13 protein-coding genes and 1 pseudogene are annotated in these 16,479 nt (G+C 63.6%); 8 read left to right on the forward strand and 6 right to left on the reverse strand.

Annotation, left to right across the window (positions count from 1 at the left end):
* Window positions 1-80: 80 nt before the first annotated feature.
* Window positions 81-1,385, forward strand: coding sequence for an Nramp family divalent metal transporter (locus tag MMB49_RS02120; protein ID WP_047271568.1), 1,305 nt, complete (start codon window positions 81-83; stop codon window positions 1,383-1,385).
* A gap of 328 nt (window positions 1,386-1,713) precedes the next feature.
* On the opposite strand, the gene MMB49_RS02125 is transcribed toward MMB49_RS02120, so the two are convergent.
* From MMB49_RS02125 to MMB49_RS02140, 4 genes and pseudogenes are all read right to left on the reverse strand, one after another.
* Window positions 1,714-3,381, reverse strand: a complete 1,668-nt coding sequence (locus tag MMB49_RS02125) for an MDR family MFS transporter (protein ID WP_013363119.1) — start codon at window positions 3,379-3,381, stop codon at window positions 1,714-1,716.
* 329 nt (window positions 3,382-3,710) lie between these two features.
* A pseudogene (locus tag MMB49_RS02130) lies at window positions 3,711-4,454 on the reverse strand (sugar transferase); the annotation flags it as partial.
* 29 nt (window positions 4,455-4,483) lie between these two features.
* The gene (locus tag MMB49_RS02135) at window positions 4,484-5,317 is read right to left on the reverse strand and encodes an IS3 family transposase (protein WP_198647530.1); all 834 of its coding nucleotides are present in this window, start codon (window positions 5,315-5,317) and stop codon (window positions 4,484-4,486) included.
* A gap of 2 nt (window positions 5,318-5,319) precedes the next feature.
* Window positions 5,320-5,607, reverse strand: coding sequence for a transposase (locus MMB49_RS02140; protein WP_047271572.1), 288 nt, complete (start codon window positions 5,605-5,607; stop codon window positions 5,320-5,322).
* 328 nt (window positions 5,608-5,935) lie between these two features.
* Here MMB49_RS02140 and MMB49_RS02145 point away from each other — a divergent pair, with 328 nt between their 5' ends.
* Entirely contained in the window at window positions 5,936-7,510 is a 1,575-nt protein-coding gene (locus MMB49_RS02145) for a hypothetical protein (protein WP_229940924.1), read from the forward strand.
* A 353-nt stretch (window positions 7,511-7,863) separates the two neighbouring features.
* On the opposite strand, the gene MMB49_RS02150 is transcribed toward MMB49_RS02145, so the two are convergent.
* Both MMB49_RS02150 and trxA read right to left on the reverse strand, forming a co-directional pair.
* Complete coding sequence (locus MMB49_RS02150) at window positions 7,864-8,859, reverse strand: G5 domain-containing protein (RefSeq protein ID WP_047271576.1); 996 nt, start codon at window positions 8,857-8,859, stop codon at window positions 7,864-7,866.
* Between the two features lie 233 nt (window positions 8,860-9,092).
* Window positions 9,093-9,455: a thioredoxin gene (gene trxA / locus MMB49_RS02155; protein WP_003821172.1), complete on the reverse strand. Its 363-nt coding sequence runs from the start codon at window positions 9,453-9,455 to the stop codon at window positions 9,093-9,095.
* A gap of 197 nt (window positions 9,456-9,652) precedes the next feature.
* Here trxA and MMB49_RS02160 point away from each other — a divergent pair, with 197 nt between their 5' ends.
* The 6 genes from MMB49_RS02160 to MMB49_RS02185 all read left to right on the forward strand — a co-directional run bounded on the left by MMB49_RS02160 (window position 9,653) and on the right by MMB49_RS02185 (window position 16,443).
* The gene (locus MMB49_RS02160) at window positions 9,653-10,279 is read left to right on the forward strand and encodes an NUDIX hydrolase family protein (protein WP_042995968.1); all 627 of its coding nucleotides are present in this window, start codon (window positions 9,653-9,655) and stop codon (window positions 10,277-10,279) included.
* A 145-nt stretch (window positions 10,280-10,424) separates the two neighbouring features.
* Window positions 10,425-11,279: an alpha/beta fold hydrolase gene (locus tag MMB49_RS02165; RefSeq protein WP_047271579.1), complete on the forward strand. Its 855-nt coding sequence runs from the start codon at window positions 10,425-10,427 to the stop codon at window positions 11,277-11,279.
* Between the two features lie 113 nt (window positions 11,280-11,392).
* Window positions 11,393-12,484, forward strand: coding sequence for an NAD(+) diphosphatase (gene nudC / locus MMB49_RS02170; protein ID WP_013363145.1), 1,092 nt, complete (start codon window positions 11,393-11,395; stop codon window positions 12,482-12,484).
* A 77-nt stretch (window positions 12,485-12,561) separates the two neighbouring features.
* Complete coding sequence (locus tag MMB49_RS02175; protein WP_047271581.1) at window positions 12,562-14,412, forward strand: L,D-transpeptidase; 1,851 nt, start codon at window positions 12,562-12,564, stop codon at window positions 14,410-14,412.
* Between the two features lie 146 nt (window positions 14,413-14,558).
* Window positions 14,559-14,966: a glycine cleavage system protein GcvH gene (gene gcvH, locus MMB49_RS02180; protein ID WP_003811987.1), complete on the forward strand. Its 408-nt coding sequence runs from the start codon at window positions 14,559-14,561 to the stop codon at window positions 14,964-14,966.
* Window positions 14,967-15,093: 127 nt separating this feature from the next.
* A complete protein-coding gene (locus tag MMB49_RS02185; protein ID WP_042995855.1) occupies window positions 15,094-16,443 on the forward strand; it encodes an App1 family protein in 1,350 nt (449 codons plus the stop codon).
* Window positions 16,444-16,479: the final 36 nt, after the last annotated feature.

Below are 16,479 nucleotides of genomic sequence, written 5' to 3' on the forward strand. Positions count from 1 at the left end.
CGGTCTGTTACAAACGCGGTGTATACCATTAGGCGGATCGAGTAGCGCCCAGGGGTCGGGCGCATGAGAGGAATGAGGGAATGAAAGAGCATCGTCAGATGATCGATGACAAAACCGATGCAGAGATCGACATCGAACGCAGCCATGCCGAGGAAGCGTCCGGGCGCCAGCATCACGAGCATGCGCTCGCCAGCATCTTGGGGCCGGCGTTCGTGGCCGCGGTCGCCTATGTCGATCCGGGCAATGTAGCGGCGAACATCACGTCCGGCGCACGATACGGCTACCTGCTGGTATGGGTGCTGGTGCTGGCGAACGCGATGAGCGTGCTGATTCAATACCAGTCGGCGAAGCTCGGCATCGTCACCGGCAAGAGCCTGCCGGAACTGCTGGGGGAGCGCATGAGCAACGCGGGACGGTTCATGTTTTTCATGCAGGCGGAGGTCATCGCCATCGCCACCGATCTGGCCGAGGTGATCGGCGGCGCTATCGCCCTTAATCTGCTGTTTGGCTTGCCGCTGTTCGTTGGCGGCCTGGTGATCGGCGCGGCCTCCACGGTGATGCTGTGGTTCCAGGGCGGCAGGACGCAGACCATGTTCGAACGGATCATCATCGTGATGCTGCTGGTCATCACCTTCGGGTTCATCGCGGGCCTGTTCGTGGCCCCGCCGGATCCCGCAGCGGTGGTGCGGGGCCTGATCCCACGCTTCCAAGGCACCGATTCGGTGCTGATGGCTGCCTCGATTCTGGGCGCCACCGTGATGCCGCATGCCATCTACCTGCATTCCACGTTGGTCAACGACCATTACTACACGCACGGCGATAAGCCGTCGATCGCCATGCAGCTCAAAGGTTCGAAGATCGATGTGACGTGGGCGCTGCTGCTGGCCGGCACGGTGAATCTGGCGATGCTGGTGCTTGCCGCGAACTCGTTGCACGGCATGTCCGGCACGGATTCCATAGACGGCGCGCAACGGGCGATCACGCAGGTGCTTGGTCCGGTGATCGGCACGATATTCTCCATCGGCCTGCTGGCCTCGTCGTTGAGTTCCACGTCGGTCGGCACGTATGCCGGTTCCGAGATCATGCGTGGTCTTCTGCATGTCAACGTCCCGATGTGGGCGTGCCGCGTGGTCACGCTGGTGCCCGCGCTAATCGTGCTGTGGTTCGCCAAAGACCCCACTCAGGCGCTGGTCATCGGCCAGGTGGTGCTGTCCATCGGCATTCCGTTCGCCGTGATTCCGCTGATGCGTTATACGCACACCAAGGAGCTTATGGGCGAATGGGTCGACGGGACGGTCAAACACGTGATCTTCATGATCGTGGTGGCGTTGATCGTGGCGCTGAACGTGCTGCTGATCGCGCTTACGATTTTCGGGCGTGCGTGACGTGGACGACTGACGCCGAGACTCGCCGATTTCCCGCGGATTCCGCTCCGAGATGCAGGATTAGGGATGGCATATGACGAAAGCGTTCCTAAGTGCGCGCCGAAACGACGACCGTGCGCACTTAGGAACGCAAACCGGGCCATTTGCGTCCCTAAGTGCGCGGACTTGTCATTTCGGCGCGCACTTAGCGACGCTTTCGCGCTCTGATGGCTCTGGATCGTTCGGAGCCGTGATGTTTGGCAATTGGATTCCGGTTACCAGTGACGTTCCTACGCAAATTGGCGACTATTGTCATCGTCCGGTGACAATAGTCGCCAATTTGCTGCGATTACCGGTGCGAGACCGTGCGGATTCTCGCGATGGCCCGCTGCGCCACGTCCCGCGAGGATCCGGCACCGGCTCCTTTGACGCCGAACAGCACGATGAGCACCTGTATGAACACGATGAACGCGCTGACTCGCAGCGTCCACTGCGTGCCGAAGATGCTCGCGGCGATTGCGTCGCCTCCATGCAGTTGAATCAGCGTCTCCATCAGGATGACCAGCACGGGGGCTCCGATCGCACCCGCGATCTGCCGGACCGTGTTGGTGACCGCCGACCCGGCTGACACCTCCGTCGGGTCGAGGCAGTTGAGCGACCAAGTGGTGATGGGCATGATGATGAAACCCATGCCGATCTGGCGCACGAACTGCCATATCGATACCCACCAGATCCACGTGTTGCTGTCGATCAGACTCATCATGATGGTGCCGAACAGCAGCACCATCGTGCCACTGAGCGCCACCGGCCTCGCCCCGAGCCGGTCGAGCAGCTTGCCGCCGAAGAACTGCGAGATGCACATGCCGAATGCGCCGGGCATCATGACCAGTCCGCTGATGGTCGCCGAATAGCCGCGGTCGTTCTGGATATACAGCGGCATGATCACCATGATCGAACTGAATGCGAAGAAGCTGAGTGCGGCGCAGATCGTCCCGACGGTGAAACTGCGGTTGCGCAGCACGCCGAGGTCGAGCAGCGGCGGTTCGGGAGTGGTGCGTTGCGCGGTGTCCGACTCGTCCACGGATTGCCGGACGGCCACCGTATACGCCTTCGCGCGGCGCACCTGCCGCACCACGAACCACACGATGCCGCACAGTCCGACAAGCATCGCGCCCCACACCATCGGATTCGACGGTGCGTACGATTCGATGTTTGTGAACCCGAACATCAGGCCGCCGAAGCCGAGCACCGACATGGCCACGGAGAAGAAATCGGCTTTGGCATGGTCGTCGGTCGTCCCGAAGTTACGCAGCCCGAAGATGGACAGCAGCAGGCAGAACACGCCGATCATCGTGAGCGTGAAGAAAATCGAACGCCAGCCAAAACTGTCGGTCTGGAAGCCGCCGAAAGTCGGCCCCAGCGCGGGGGCCACGCTCATGGCCATACCGACCGCGCCCATGGCCATGCCACGGCGGGATAGCGGGTAGATCGAGAAGACGGTGATCTGCAGCACCGGCCACATCACGCCCGTGCCGACGGCCTCAAGCAGTCGGCCGGCCAGCACCACCAGAAACGTCGGGCCGACCCATGCCAGCAGCGATCCCACAGCGAACACGGTCATCGAGACGATGACGATTTGCCGGGTGGTGAAGCGGCGCGTCAGGAACGCGGTGAGCGGCACCATCACGCCCATGACCAGCTGGAAAATCGACGTGAGCCATTGCCCGGTGGTCACGGAGATGCCGAATTCCGATACGATGGTCGGCAGCGCGGCGGACAGCTGCAGCTGCGTGAAGTTGCCGACGAACGTGATGAACGTCAAGATGGCAAGCGAAGCGAGGGCCACGCGCGAAAGATGGCCGTTCACATAGCTTTCGTTGCTGGAGAGCGGCGTGGACAGCGTGGATACGCGTTTACCGCCGGCTGTGCCGCCGCGCTTTGCGAGGGTTTTCTTCGGGTTCTTGCCGTTCGTGCTGGTTTCCGTGCTGCTGTCGTTATTGTCGCTGCGATTGGTCATTGTGCCGTATTCTCCTCCGTTCCGCCTCATGCGCCTGTGTATGCGTCATCCCTGTTTCGCTGCGTAGGGATTGTTGTATATGCATCATTTCTGTCGACCAATACACTACTCCTACAGGTGGGCAACCCGGGTGGAAGCGTGGGGAGAAGGTTGGGGGAGAAGGGCGCGGAGGAAAAATGTAGGGAAGGCCACGGAGGGGTGGAATGGAAGAACACAGAGAGGAGGGCGCAAGGAAGCGGAAGTTGAGTAGGGGGAGACGAAAATATGAGCACTCAGATATTGGCGGCGCGGAGATGCGATGGTGCGGAAGTCGCGCCGCCGCATCTCCGTCAGTACGAGCCGGTGCCGCGCACGACGGCCACCACGGTCTTGAGCAGGATCGCGATGTCGCCGGTCAGCGACCAGTTCTGGATGTACGACACGTCGACGAATTCGGACTGCTCCTGCGTCAGGTTGCTGCGTCCGGACACCTGCCACGGACCGGTGATGCCGGGCTTCACCAGCAATCTGGCCGAATACAGCGTGCCGTAGCGCGCCACTTCCTCCGGCAGCGGCGGCCGCGGGCCGACGAGGCTCATGTCGCCTTTGAGCACATTGAAGAACTGCGGAATCTCATCTATCGAGGTCTTGCGGATGAAATGTCCGATTCGCGTGACTCGCGGGTCGTTCTTGAGCTTGAAGACGAACCGGTCCTCCATGCCGTATTCCTCGGCGAGCTGCTTCTTGATGGCTTCGGCGTTGACGTTCATGGAACGGAACTTGTACATCGTAAACGGCTTGCCGTAGATGCCGATGCGCTGCTGCCGGAAGAAGACGGGGCCGCCATCCTCGTGCTTGATCAGCAGCGCGACGACCAGCATGATCGGCGAACTGATGATGATCGCGATGAGCGAGAAGAAGATGTCGCTCAGGCGCTTGAATATTCTCGTGATGGTGGAGTACTGCGTGAGCTGCGCGGTGAGTACCGACATCAGGGGATTGCTGCGGAAGTGGAGCTGCGCGGCGCTCAGGTCGGCCAGCGACGCGGTCTGCGCGAGCTCGATGCCCATGGATTCCATGGCGAGCGATAGGGTGGATTGGCAACGGTGTGTTGGACGGTTTCTTAGAGGACGAGTCCTTGTTCGGTGAATTCCTTCGGGCTCCGGTATGCGAGGGTGGAGTGGAGTCTTTGGTTGTCGGACCACCACACATAGTCGTCGGGGTCGGAGCGTAGTTGTTCCAGGCTGGTGTAGTGGTTCCGGTATATGAGCTCCTTCTTCAGGAGCCTGTCGGTGGATTCGACCACGGCGTTGTCGTACGGGTCGCCCTTCCCTGACGGCGATCCTCTGATGTCGAACACGTCGAGCAGCTCGTCGATCCTCGCGTTGTCGAACCCGCCGCCCCGGTCCGTGTGGAACACCTCCACCCCGGTCAGAGGGAAGTCGAGCGTGGCGAACGCGGCCATGACCAGGTCGGCGGCGCGGCCCGTGTCGGCGCTGTGGCCGGCGATGCCCCTGTTCGCCAGGTCGATGAGCGGGCACGCGTACGCCCACTTGCCGCCGACGCGCACGTACGTCAGGTCACTGGCCAGGTGGGCGCGCGGCCCGTAGCCGTCGAACTCGCGGCCGAGGATGTTCGCGAGCCCGGCCCCGTCGGCCCGCGTCTTGTGCGGTTCGGACGTTCTGCGCGCGTACGCGCCCGCCATGCCCCGCCGTTTCATGATGTTGACGATGCGCCTTCCGGAGGCGGTGACGCCCCTCCGCTCCAGCGCGGCCTTGATCTTCCCGGCGCCGCAGCGCTCATGGCCGTCGCGCCGGACCGCGTGCACGTCGCCGGCGATCGGGTCCACCCGCCCGGCTTCGGGATGCACGGTCATCCGGTAGCAGGCGGAGCGGGGAACGCCCGGTATCCTGCACTGCGCCGATATCGGACAGCGGGAGGCGTTGGCCCGTATCACTGCTACCTTCGTGCGAATACCGGCGCCGCCTGTTCTGAAACGTCCACCTCCATCTCCAACTGTCCGTTGCGCTTGCGCAGCTCGACCGGCTCGTTCTGCTCAGGGGTGCGGTTGTCGGCGGCTTTCGTGGAGCCGCTGTTGCGGATGCCCTGGACCCAACGGTGCAGCGTGGAATGCGAGATGTCGTACTCGTCCTTGATCTCGCGCGCCGGCTTGCCGTTCTCGTAAAGCTGCACGATCTGCCGCTTGAACGACTCCTCGTAGTGGCGGGGATGCCTCGGGCCGGCCATCGTCGGCCTCCAATCTCATGTCATTCGTCCCTCATCGGACTGTCTAATACATTGTAGCCAATCCAGTTTATGCAGGTCGCGCGGCTCTCGCCAGTGACCGTGCGTTTTGTGGTCCTTCTATGGCGACAACGCGGTTGTGATGGTGACGCGGTGACGATGCTCATGGCCTGTGGAGGCGATGACATGCTACCTTGGGCGTATCGGCGCATGACATGGTCAGGACGGTACCGTATATAATGGCGTGAACGTTGAATATGCCGGTGAAACGGCCATAATAGGGAACAGAAGGCCGGGCGAATCCCGGAAAGCGGACATGAATCGGGGGCGGATGATGAACGAGCATGAAGCGCATGAGCGTGATATGCAATGGGACGATGCCGGCGACGGCGCGGGACTGCCCGAAACAGGGGAGCGTGACGCTGTGCAGGGCATTGAACCGGGCGCCGAGCGGCATGCGGCCGAATATAAGGCCGTAGCGCTGGGCGATGCCGTGGCTGCTGATGCCGCCGGCGCCGCCACGAGTGTCATCGGGAACGTCCCGGTTCCGACTGCGGCAGAAGGCAAGACGGAACCCGCGGCACAGGAGGGGGCCGGTGCTGCCGGACAGCAGGCCGCAGATGATGAGGGCATGCAGTTCCTCGACAATCCCGCGTGGGACATCCCCGACGTGATGTTCCCCTCGATGGGCGGCGTCAAGGACGCTTCATCGGGGAGCGGCCCATCGTATGGTGCTCCCAGTCCCCACGTTCCCCTGCCTGAACCGGAGGACACCGTGCGGCCGGTGCATGGCTCTGCCTCCGATCCGCTGGGGCTGGAGGGCGTGTCCGATATCCCCGCCGTGCCGGAGGAGGAAGAGCCGCAAGGCAACAACGACGTCACTATGGTGATACAGCCGTTGAGTGCTTTCCCTACGCCCACGCAGAGCGTGCCACCTACAGCCGGAATGACGCCGCAGACCGTGCCACTGCCGCCTGAGGCGGGCGCGGCGGTGCCTCCTCATGGGAGCGGAGAGCCGGGCGGCAAGGCGGACGGCAGTTCTCGAAAGCAACATGGCCACCGCCGCGCTATCATCATCGCCGTCGTCGCGGTCGTCGTCGTGGCGCTCGCCGCTACGGGCGGATTCCTGTGGTGGCGCCACATGCAGAACCAGAACGAGCTCGATCAGGCGGCTAGCCTGTGCAAGACCTCGAAGACCAAGGCCGACAAGGCGTTTTCCGAATTGCAGTCCGCGCTCAGCGAAGCCAAGCCTGCGCAGCAGATTCCGCAAGGCGATGTGTCCGATCCGACCGTCCTGGAGACGCTGAACAGCGCGGTCACAAAGGCGTCCTCGGCCAGCGAGCCGGTCTCGTGCGACGTGGCGTTGGGCACCGAGACGCTGAACGCCAATGCCAGCAAGAACAAGCAGATCGCGCGCGCCAGCACCAAGGCGAAGACGAACGTCGCCAAGGCCACCAAGGCTGTGAACGACGGAAAGGCGGAGAAGGTCGAGTTTATCAAGCATGAACTGCAGACGGCCGTCACCGGCGCGCAGAAGATTTACGATGACAGCAAGGGCGTTGTGCTGGATGACTCGACCAGGACCACGCTGCAGTCCGCCATCGATCAGGCGAACGCGTTGCTGCAGCAGGATGACGCCGATCTGAACGAGATGCAGCAGTCTATCGCCGATGTGAAGGACGCCGGAGACGCGGTGACCGTGTCGATGAACGAGTACACCGCCCAGCAGAAGTATCTGGAGCAGCAGCGCCAGCAGGAGCAGCAGCGCCAGCAACAACAACAGCAACAACAACAGGACGACCAGAACGACAATGGCGACGACCTGAACGGCAGCACGGATTCGCAGATCGGTGATTCGCGGGGTCACGAGACCCAGCCGACCCACCCGCAAGGTAGCGACGACTGATAGATGGTGATTGGCGGTCGGCCATCCTGTTTGACCACCCCCAGTCGCTTCGCGACAGCCCCCCCCCGATGGCGGGGGCGAGAGTAATGCCCCCGCTGGCGGGGGCTGTCGCGAAGCGACTGGGGGTGGTTCATATAGACTGCCCACTCTTGTCGGCTCTGCCGTGAACGGCAGGTTATTTTGCGTCGTTATGTGCGCGTACTCGTCGTTTCGGCGTGCACATAACGACGCAATTGCGGCCAATTCGTAGTTGTCAGGCCTTCTCGCATTGCGATCGGCTTTATAGGTGAGTCTTGCGACAACAAAAACCGGCCCCCGCAGGAGCCGGTTGAAGAAACGATAGCGCGCCGCCGTCAGTAGTTGCTGTTGGCCTTCCAGTAGGCGTAGGCGCCGGTGATGGAGCCGTAGCGCTGGTTGCAGTAGTTCACGAACCACTTGAACTGCGTCTGGTAGTTGGTGCGCCAATCCGCACCCGCGGATGCCATCTTGTTGCCGGGGAGCGCCTGCGGCAGGCCGTATGCGCCTGAGCTCGGGTTCGTGGCGTTCGTCTGCCAGCCGGACTCATGATTGATGATGAAGTTGGCGGCGGTGAAGTCGGCCTCGGTGTAACCGTTCGCCAGCAGCCAGTCATGCGCCCACTTCTGCTTCTCGCCGGAGGGGACGGTGTCACCGAGCGTGTTCGCGGCCGCCTCTTCGGCGGAACCGGTGCCGACCAAGATCACCTTGTCGACAGGGGCTTTCTTGACGTACTTGGCGAAGACGGTGGACGAGACGACCTTGCCCGCGGAGCGAGTGACCATGCTGGTGGTCTGCAGCACGCCTTCCTGACCTTCGGTCTGCACCTTCTGCTGACCCTGCGGCAGGCTGGTGGTCTCCTTCTTGACCGTGTTGAACGCGATGGCGGTCTCCGAGGTCTCGGCCTGCGTGTCGGCACGCGAGATGGAGATGACCGTGGACTCGTCCACCTTCGTGGTCAGGGCCGGCGTGACGCTGTCTTCCGGCTCCAACGTGATGTTGCCCGCGTCCAGTACGGATTTTACGTCGGTGAAATTGTCGCCCAGCACGAAGCGGGACTTGCCGTTGATCTTCACCGTCACATAGCTGGTGTTGGCGTCGGCGCCACGCAGATCCGCACGGTTGTTGCTTCGCGAGACGCTGCTTCCGGCGAGGTCGGTGGCCGAGTATTCGTTGACCGTGGTTCCGCGGCCACGACCGATGTAGAAGTTTCGGGAGGCGATGCCGGCCGCAACCACCATGACGATCGCCGCGGCGATCGCTACGATGCGGATCCACTGGCGTTTGCTCAGCGACAGCAGCGTTGGTGCATTGGTTTTGCGATGGCTGGCCATTATGCTCCTTGATTGACGGACAATCCTCGGCGAATCCGGCCGTCAATCACGACGGGCGGGTGATGCGTCGACGCTGGTGGGCGCCGCACCGGAGTACACACCAAATCCAAGTTTAGACCACTATGACGATCTTGTGAAATCTTGGAGCCGGCGGATTCCGCGTTCCGCCCGCGCCCGTGGCACCTTCGCCTGGCCGCCGGCGCACGAACGCGGAATCCGCCGGGAATCGTCGGTTATTCGGCGGAAGCGGCCGAATCCTGCGCTGCGGCGGAAACGTCTAGCGCCTTCGCCTGCGCGATCAGGTCGTCAAGGTCTTCGGCGCGCAGCGCGCCGGCCTGCTTGAAGATGATCTGGCCCTGCTTCGCGATCATCAGCGTGGGCACTGCCTGGATGCCGGCCGCGCTGGCCAGATCCTGGTTCGCGTCGATGTCGACCTTGCCGAAGACGATATCGGGGTTCTCCTCACTCGCGGCCTCGAACGTGGGGCCGAACGCGCGGCACGGGCCGCACCAGGTGGCCCAGAAATCCACGAACACCAGGTTGTTGTCGGTGATGGTCTTCTCGAAGTCCTGCGCATTGAGCTGAACGGTTGCCATGATCGTTTCCTCCCTCGTTGTCATGGTGATGTTCCCATCCGTTGTCGTCCCCCAGCATCCCAGCACCACTCAACAAACTACGCCGACGGACGAATGCGGACGCCCGCATCGCGCGTTTTCCGTGATTCACATCGCATTCAGGAATCCTTGTCGAAATCGACACGTTGTCGTCACGCGAGTTGGGCGATAATAAGACCATGCCAGTTTTGAATGACGAAGTACCTGACGAGGGCGATTTCGATGCCGGCCGCCGGCGCGGCGAATTCGATGACATCACGCCCGAGGATTTCATCCGCGGGTCCGGTCACGGCAATCCGCCCGGCTGGCTCGGTCCGGCCGACATCAGTCGTGCCCGTCGGCAGCTGCCGATCGCCTATGTGGAGATCGTCCCGATTCGCACTGACGACCTGGGCAGGGTCTCCCGGATCGGCTCCTTGCTGCACGTTTCGGACGACGGGTCCATAGAGCGCACGCTGATCGCCGGCCGCGTGCTGTTCCATGAGAGCATCCGCGAGGCCATCGCGCGCAACGTCGCCAAGGATCTGGGCGACATAGCGCTGCCGATGCTGCCGCAGAGCCTGCAGCCGTTCACCGTAGCCGAGTTCTTCCCGACGCCGGGACTAAGCGAGTATTACGATCCGCGGCAGCATGCGATAACGCTGTGCTATGTGGTGCCGATCGCCGGTGACTGCAAGCCGCAGGACGAGACACTGGACGTCGAGTGGGTCGATCCGCGCGGCGAGATGATGGAGACGTTCATCCGGCAGATGACGAACGGACATGACCGTATAGTCCGTCAGGCGTTGGCCTGGCTGGATTTGTGACGTGCCGTCTCTCCGTCCGGCCGGTCCGCGAGAGGACGCGGGTCGGCCGGACGGCGGCATGATCGGCGGGAATGGGCCGTGGACGGCGGCCGACGACAGTGGCCGACACCGGTCGATGAAACGATGACGATATAGGAGCGCAACGATGATGACGCTGAACAATACGGTATACGCGACGGGGGAAGGGACACCGCTGGTGCTGGTGCACGCATTCCCCGTCGACCACCGCATGTGGGACGACTGCGCGGAGCAGATTGCCCGGCAGGCGCGGGAGACGGGCGACCCGGCGGTGACGGTGTGGGCGCCGGACATGCCGGGCGCCGGGGCCGGGCCGATTCCCGAGCCGGCCGACAGCGGGCGGGTGGCGGTCGACGGGGCGCTCACGGACGCGCTCGACCTGATGGCCGACGCCTATGTCGATCTGGTGCGTGCCGCCGGCTACGACAAGGCCGTATGGGCCGGACTGTCGATGGGCGGATACGTGGTGCTGGACATCCAGCGCCGCCATCCGGACATGGTCGCGGGACTCGCGCTGTGCGACACGAAAGCGGGCGCCGATGGCCCCGAGGCCCGCGCGAACCGGCTGGCGTGCGCGAGCGAATGCGAGGCGACGCAAACCGTGAAGCCAGTCATGCATTTCGCCGATGCGACGCCGTCCGATTCAAGCTTCAAGCAGTCCGATGAGGGCAGGGCGCTGTTCGCCCGCTGGATTGGCGAGCAGACGCCACAGGGCGTGGGTTGGCGTCAGCGCATGGCCGCCGGCAGGCCTGACCTCAGCGATCAGCTGCCGCTCGTCACTGCTCCCGCGGCGGTGCTGTGCGGCGACAAGGACCTGTTCAGCCCCAGGCCGGCGATGCGGGCGCTCGCCGATGCGATGACCGGCACGTCGCCGAGTTTCACGGTCATCGAGGATTGCGGGCATTTCAGCGCGGTCGAGCATCCCGATCAGGTGGCGAGCGCGTTGCTCGATCTGGTGCGACGCGTGCATCTGCGCGAATGATCGCGGGCGCAGTCGGCCGGACACGGCATCCGCGGTGCGGTGGGGCCGGTGGCGCCGGCGGTGTGACCTGCCGCGACGATGATTGACGATGGATACATGAGGAGTGTGAAGTGATGTTTTCACCATTGGCATTGACCCAGACGTTGCCGTTCCTGCCGCTGGCGCAGGGCGACATCGATTATCAGGTCGCCCGGCGCGGAGATCCGGACCTGTTCGACACGCTGTTCGCCGACCCCGTCACCAAGGTCATCCTGGTGCGGGGCGGCCTGCTGGCCGTGCCGCGCGGTCAGGGCAATGCCGTCAACTATGCCTCCGCGAACATGAGGCTGAGCACGCTGCCGGGCGCGTACGCGGGCTCCGCCCTGGCCGTCCATCCCGAAGTGGTGCCGATATTCCTGGGATCGTATGGCGCGCTGCGCAACGAGCATGTGGTGGCGCTCGACATCACTCGGATGTCGACCCCCGGCGCGGCCTCGGCGATTCCTTCGCCGTCGCTCGGCGCCGACGCGGCGTTTGATGCCGACGGCAATGCTCCCGGTGCGGTCGCGCCTGACAGACTGGACATGCTGGAACAGGCCGTGGAACGGTTCGACTGGGTGGATCTGCGCGGGTTCGCCGCGCACGCCAACGCCCGCGAGGCCGGACAGGCCACGACCGCGGTGACCCTGAGCATATGGTACGCCGGGCAGCGGTTCTGCCCCTCCTGCGGGGCTCCGGTCAAGGCGGCGATGGGTGGATGGTCGCAGCGGTGCACGAACGCGGGCGACGGGAACCGTCTGCTGTTCCCCCGCATCGAGCCCGCTGTCATCACCGCGATCGTGGACAGTCAGGACCGGCTGCTCTTGCAGCACAACAGCGCCTGGCGCAATCCGCTGCTGTACTCCGTTTCGGCGGGATTCGTCGAGGCGGGGGAGAACCTTGAGCACGCGGCACGACGCGAGGCCAAGGAGGAGACCGGCATCGACCTGGGCGAGGTGCGCTACCTTGGCTCCCAGCCGTGGCCGTTCCCCGCGTCCCTGATGATGGCGTTCAAGGCGCAGGCGTTGAGCACCGACATCCTGGTGGACGGCGAGGAGACGGAGACCGCGCGCTGGGTGACCCGTGACGAATACACCATCGAATTGTCGGAGGGCCGTATGGAAGCTCCCGGCAAATCCACAATCGCCCGGTACATGATTGAGGAGTGGTACGGCCGCGAACTGTGACATGCGCCGCACGACAATGATTCGTATGTCTGCCGGGTGTTATAGTGAAGCCAGAGAGTCGAAGTAGAGGAACAGGAATGGCTAACGAATACACGGGAGACGATAATCAGGAAGATGAGCGCACGCAGGCAGTCTTCCCGCTGGATGATCAGATGAACATCCCGCCTCTGAACATGCCCGCCCTTCATGACGGGTCGACGTTTGACGCTGAGCCTTCCGGTCTGGCGGGTCTGGTCCAGGAGACTCAGGCGAAGCGGCAGGCGGATGCGGCCTCCGCACAGACGCAGGAGTCGCAGGAGACTCAGGCTTTCGACCCGTTGGCCGAGCTGGACGATGAGGCCGCTCCTGAGCCGCAGCCCGCCGCACCTGCGACTTCATCCTTTGCCCCGCAGCGTCCCGCCGCGGACGACGTCGCGACCGTCGCCTTCGCCGCGGTCGCCATGAACCCGGCCGATGACGCCGCACTGGGCAAGGGCGTGTCCGCGGCCAAGACGAAGAACCCGAAGCGCGGCATGATCATCGCGTTCAGCATCATCGGCGCACTGCTGGTGCTGCTGGTGGCCGCATTCTTCGGCACGAACTGGTATTTCCAGGACCGCGTCGCCCCGGGCGTCCGATTCGGCAACGTCAGCGTCATGGGCAAGACCGAAGGCGAGCTCACCGGCATCGTCAACCAGGCCGTGTCCGATTCGGCCATCACCGTCACCGATTCCGAGGGCAACAACGTCAAGGCGGGCCTCGACAAACTCGGCGTGACCGTCAACGTCAAGCAGACCGTGCGCAACCTGCTGGACGCGAAATCCGGCAACATGTTCACCCGCATCAACCCGTTCGCCAAGCAGGACGTCCGGCTGTCCGCCACGACCGACAACTACAAGCTGAGCACCTACCTGACCGAGCAGCTCGTCAAGGAGCAGGATCGCGCGGTCGCCTCGAACATCAGCTACGACGCCAACTCCAAGAAGTTCATCGTCACGGAAGGCAACGAGGGCAAGGAAGCCGACCCGTCGGACGTGATCGCGGCCGTCAAGAAGGCGGTCTCCCAGCCCGGCGAAGCACAAAAACTGACCGTCATGTACTCCGACGTCGCCATGCCCATCACCGTCGAAACCGCCACGAGCGCGGCGAACGACGCCAACAAGCGACTGACGTCGTCGCTGGTCATCGGCAACTCCAAGGGCAAGACGTTCACGCTTCCCGCCGATGAGATAGCCAAGTGGATCCAGGTCAAGCCCGACATCCAGAAGGGCACCATCACGCTGGCATACGATCAGGACGCCATCAAGACATACCTGTCGCAGAACCTCGCCAAGAAACTCGACCAGGACATGGTCGTCGAGAAGAACATCACCAACACCGACGGTACCGTGCTGACCGTGACGCAGAAGGGCGTCGACGGCGTGGCCGTCCAAAGCACCGACGAGACCGCCGCGCAGGTGCTCGACGCGCTGAACGCCGGCAGGGGCGCGGAGCTCACAGCCACGGTGAAGGTGACCGGCCACAAGACCGAAAGCCGCAAGGTGGACTACACGTCGCCCAACGGCGACCCTCACATGGTCATCAATCTCAGCGAGCAGAAAGTGTACGCCTACAAGGGCTCGACCCTGGTGAAGACCTTCATCGTCTCCACCGGCAAGCCATCCACGCCGACCGACAACGGCACGTTCTTCGTGCACACCAAGTACCAGTCGCAGACCATGCGCGGCGAAGGCTACGTCACGCCGAACGTGCCATGGGTCACATACTACAACCAGGGCGAAGGCTTCCACGGCGCACCGTGGAACACCGCGGGCATCGCCAGCGGCACTCCGAAGTCGCACGGATGCACCAACATGCGCGTCGAGGACGCCAAGTGGGTGTATGACTTCCTGCCGATCGGCGCCATGGTGCAGATCGTGGGGACCACGCCGACCTCCGCCGTGCGCTGATTTTCAGGCGATTGCGCTGACTATACCGCTGATGCCGGCCCCGCCGATCATTGTTCCCGATCGGCGGGGCCGGCTGCGTTTTCGGGGCCTCGCCGGCCGGCTCAGTGTCAGCCCCATCGATAAGCGCTGTGCGGTACACTGGGGGCATGAGTGACGAGAACGCAATCGACAACCCGTTGAACCTTGACATCCCCGATCACCTGCAGTATTCGGAAGAGCACGTGTGGGTGGACGATTCGGTGTCCCCGGCCATCGTCGGCATCACCGCGTACGCCGAGCAGCAGCTTGGCGAGCTGGTCTTCATCGACCTGCCGGACGAGGGCACGCGCGTGGAGGCCGGCGACGAGGTCCTTGAGCTCGAATCGGCCAAGGCCGTCGAACCGCTGGTCTGCCCGGTCGCCGGTACCATCCGCTATGTCAACCATGACGCCGCGGACGACCCCTCCGTCGTCAACAACGACCCGTACGGCGAAGGATGGCTGCTGAAGATCGAGCTGGACGATGACGAGCCGGAACTGCTCGACGCCGAATCCTACGCGAAGATCGCCCAGTGACCGGCACCGCCGTCGGCGACCGACAACGCAAGCCGGCGATGGCCGACGGTGACGAAGGTACATGACGACGACATATCCGACGGATATATTTGACATACAGCTAACGTGATAACGGATGGCGGAACCCATGAGCATCGCACACGACAACACACCACGCCGGGGCGGAGCGCGCCCTCTCGGCGGGCGGGATGACGGGCTGCGGCATGACGGCCCGATACATGACGGATCGGATCCGGACAACGCGGCTCACGACCCGTCCGGGCAGACCGGCTCCCCGCAGGACGACATGCTCACCGTGCCGATTCCCGCACGCCCGGTCGTCACCACGTTCGACGCCGCGTCGCGGCACGAGCGCATCGAGGTGCAGCCGGTACTGGTGCGCCGCATGCGCCGGGCCGTCACCGGCACGTTCGGATTGTGGGTGCGACTGTCCACCGCCGTCGCGCGCAAGCTCGACTGGTTCCCGCGCGTGGACCCGTACGTCGGCTATGGCACCGAGGTCTACTCTAGGCTGATCTGCCGCACCGTGTACGCGCCCAAGCACAGCAACGCCGGCACACTGACGCGCGGCATCAAAGGCATGCTGGCGATTCCCGCGTCCCGCGTGCAGGTGCGTATCAGCATAGACGGGACGCCGCTGGAAACCGTGCAGATCGGCGAATCCGAGCGATATGACGAATTCAATCCTGTGCGAGATCTCGGCAGCGAATACGCGGTGTCCGACGAAAGCGGATACCTCGACCTGGTGGCCGAGCATCAGCTGGAGACCGGCGTTCACCGCGTCACCTATCGCGTGAAGGGGCGGCCGGAGGTCTCGGCGAGCCTGTTCACCATCCCCTCCAGCGCGAAGGTCGGCATCATCTCCGACGTGGACGACACCGTTATGGTCACGCAGGCGCCGATATTGTGGAAGGCCGCATACAACCTGCTGTTCCTGAACCCCAAGAAGCGCAACTCCGTGCCGGGCATGAGCGTGCTGTTCACCAAACTGCAGGACATGTTCCCCGACGCGCCGTTCTTCTACCTGTCGACGTCCCCCTGGAACGTGGAAGGATCGATCCGGCATTTCATCTCGTATCACGGCTTCCCCGAAGGACCGCTGCTGTTGCGCGACCTCGACCCGCGCCCGAAGACGTTCGTGCCGTCCGGTCCGCAGCACAAGCTGGAGTTCGCCGAACAGCTCATGGCGGACTTCCCCGACATGCGGTTCATCCTGATCGGCGATGACGGGCAGAAGGACCCGACCACGTATGCGACCATCGCTCGGCGATACCCCGGCCGTGTGCTGGCGATCGGCATACGGCAGCTGTCGCCCCGTGAGGCCACGGGTCTGTCGTCGATGATGGGCATGACCTCGACGCAGCCGATGCCCGTCACCGACGTGCCGGTGTTCACCGGCACCACTGGTTCGAACATCATGAAGACCATGCTGCCGTACCTCAAGCAGAAACTCGGACGAACGGACCTGGCGGAGTGACTTCCCGAAGAGCGAAGTTCGCCGCTGTCTCAAGTC

This window comes from Bifidobacterium sp. SKU (genome assembly GCF_026016405.1).
GTDB lineage: Bacteria > Actinomycetota > Actinomycetes > Actinomycetales > Bifidobacteriaceae > Bifidobacterium > Bifidobacterium bifidum.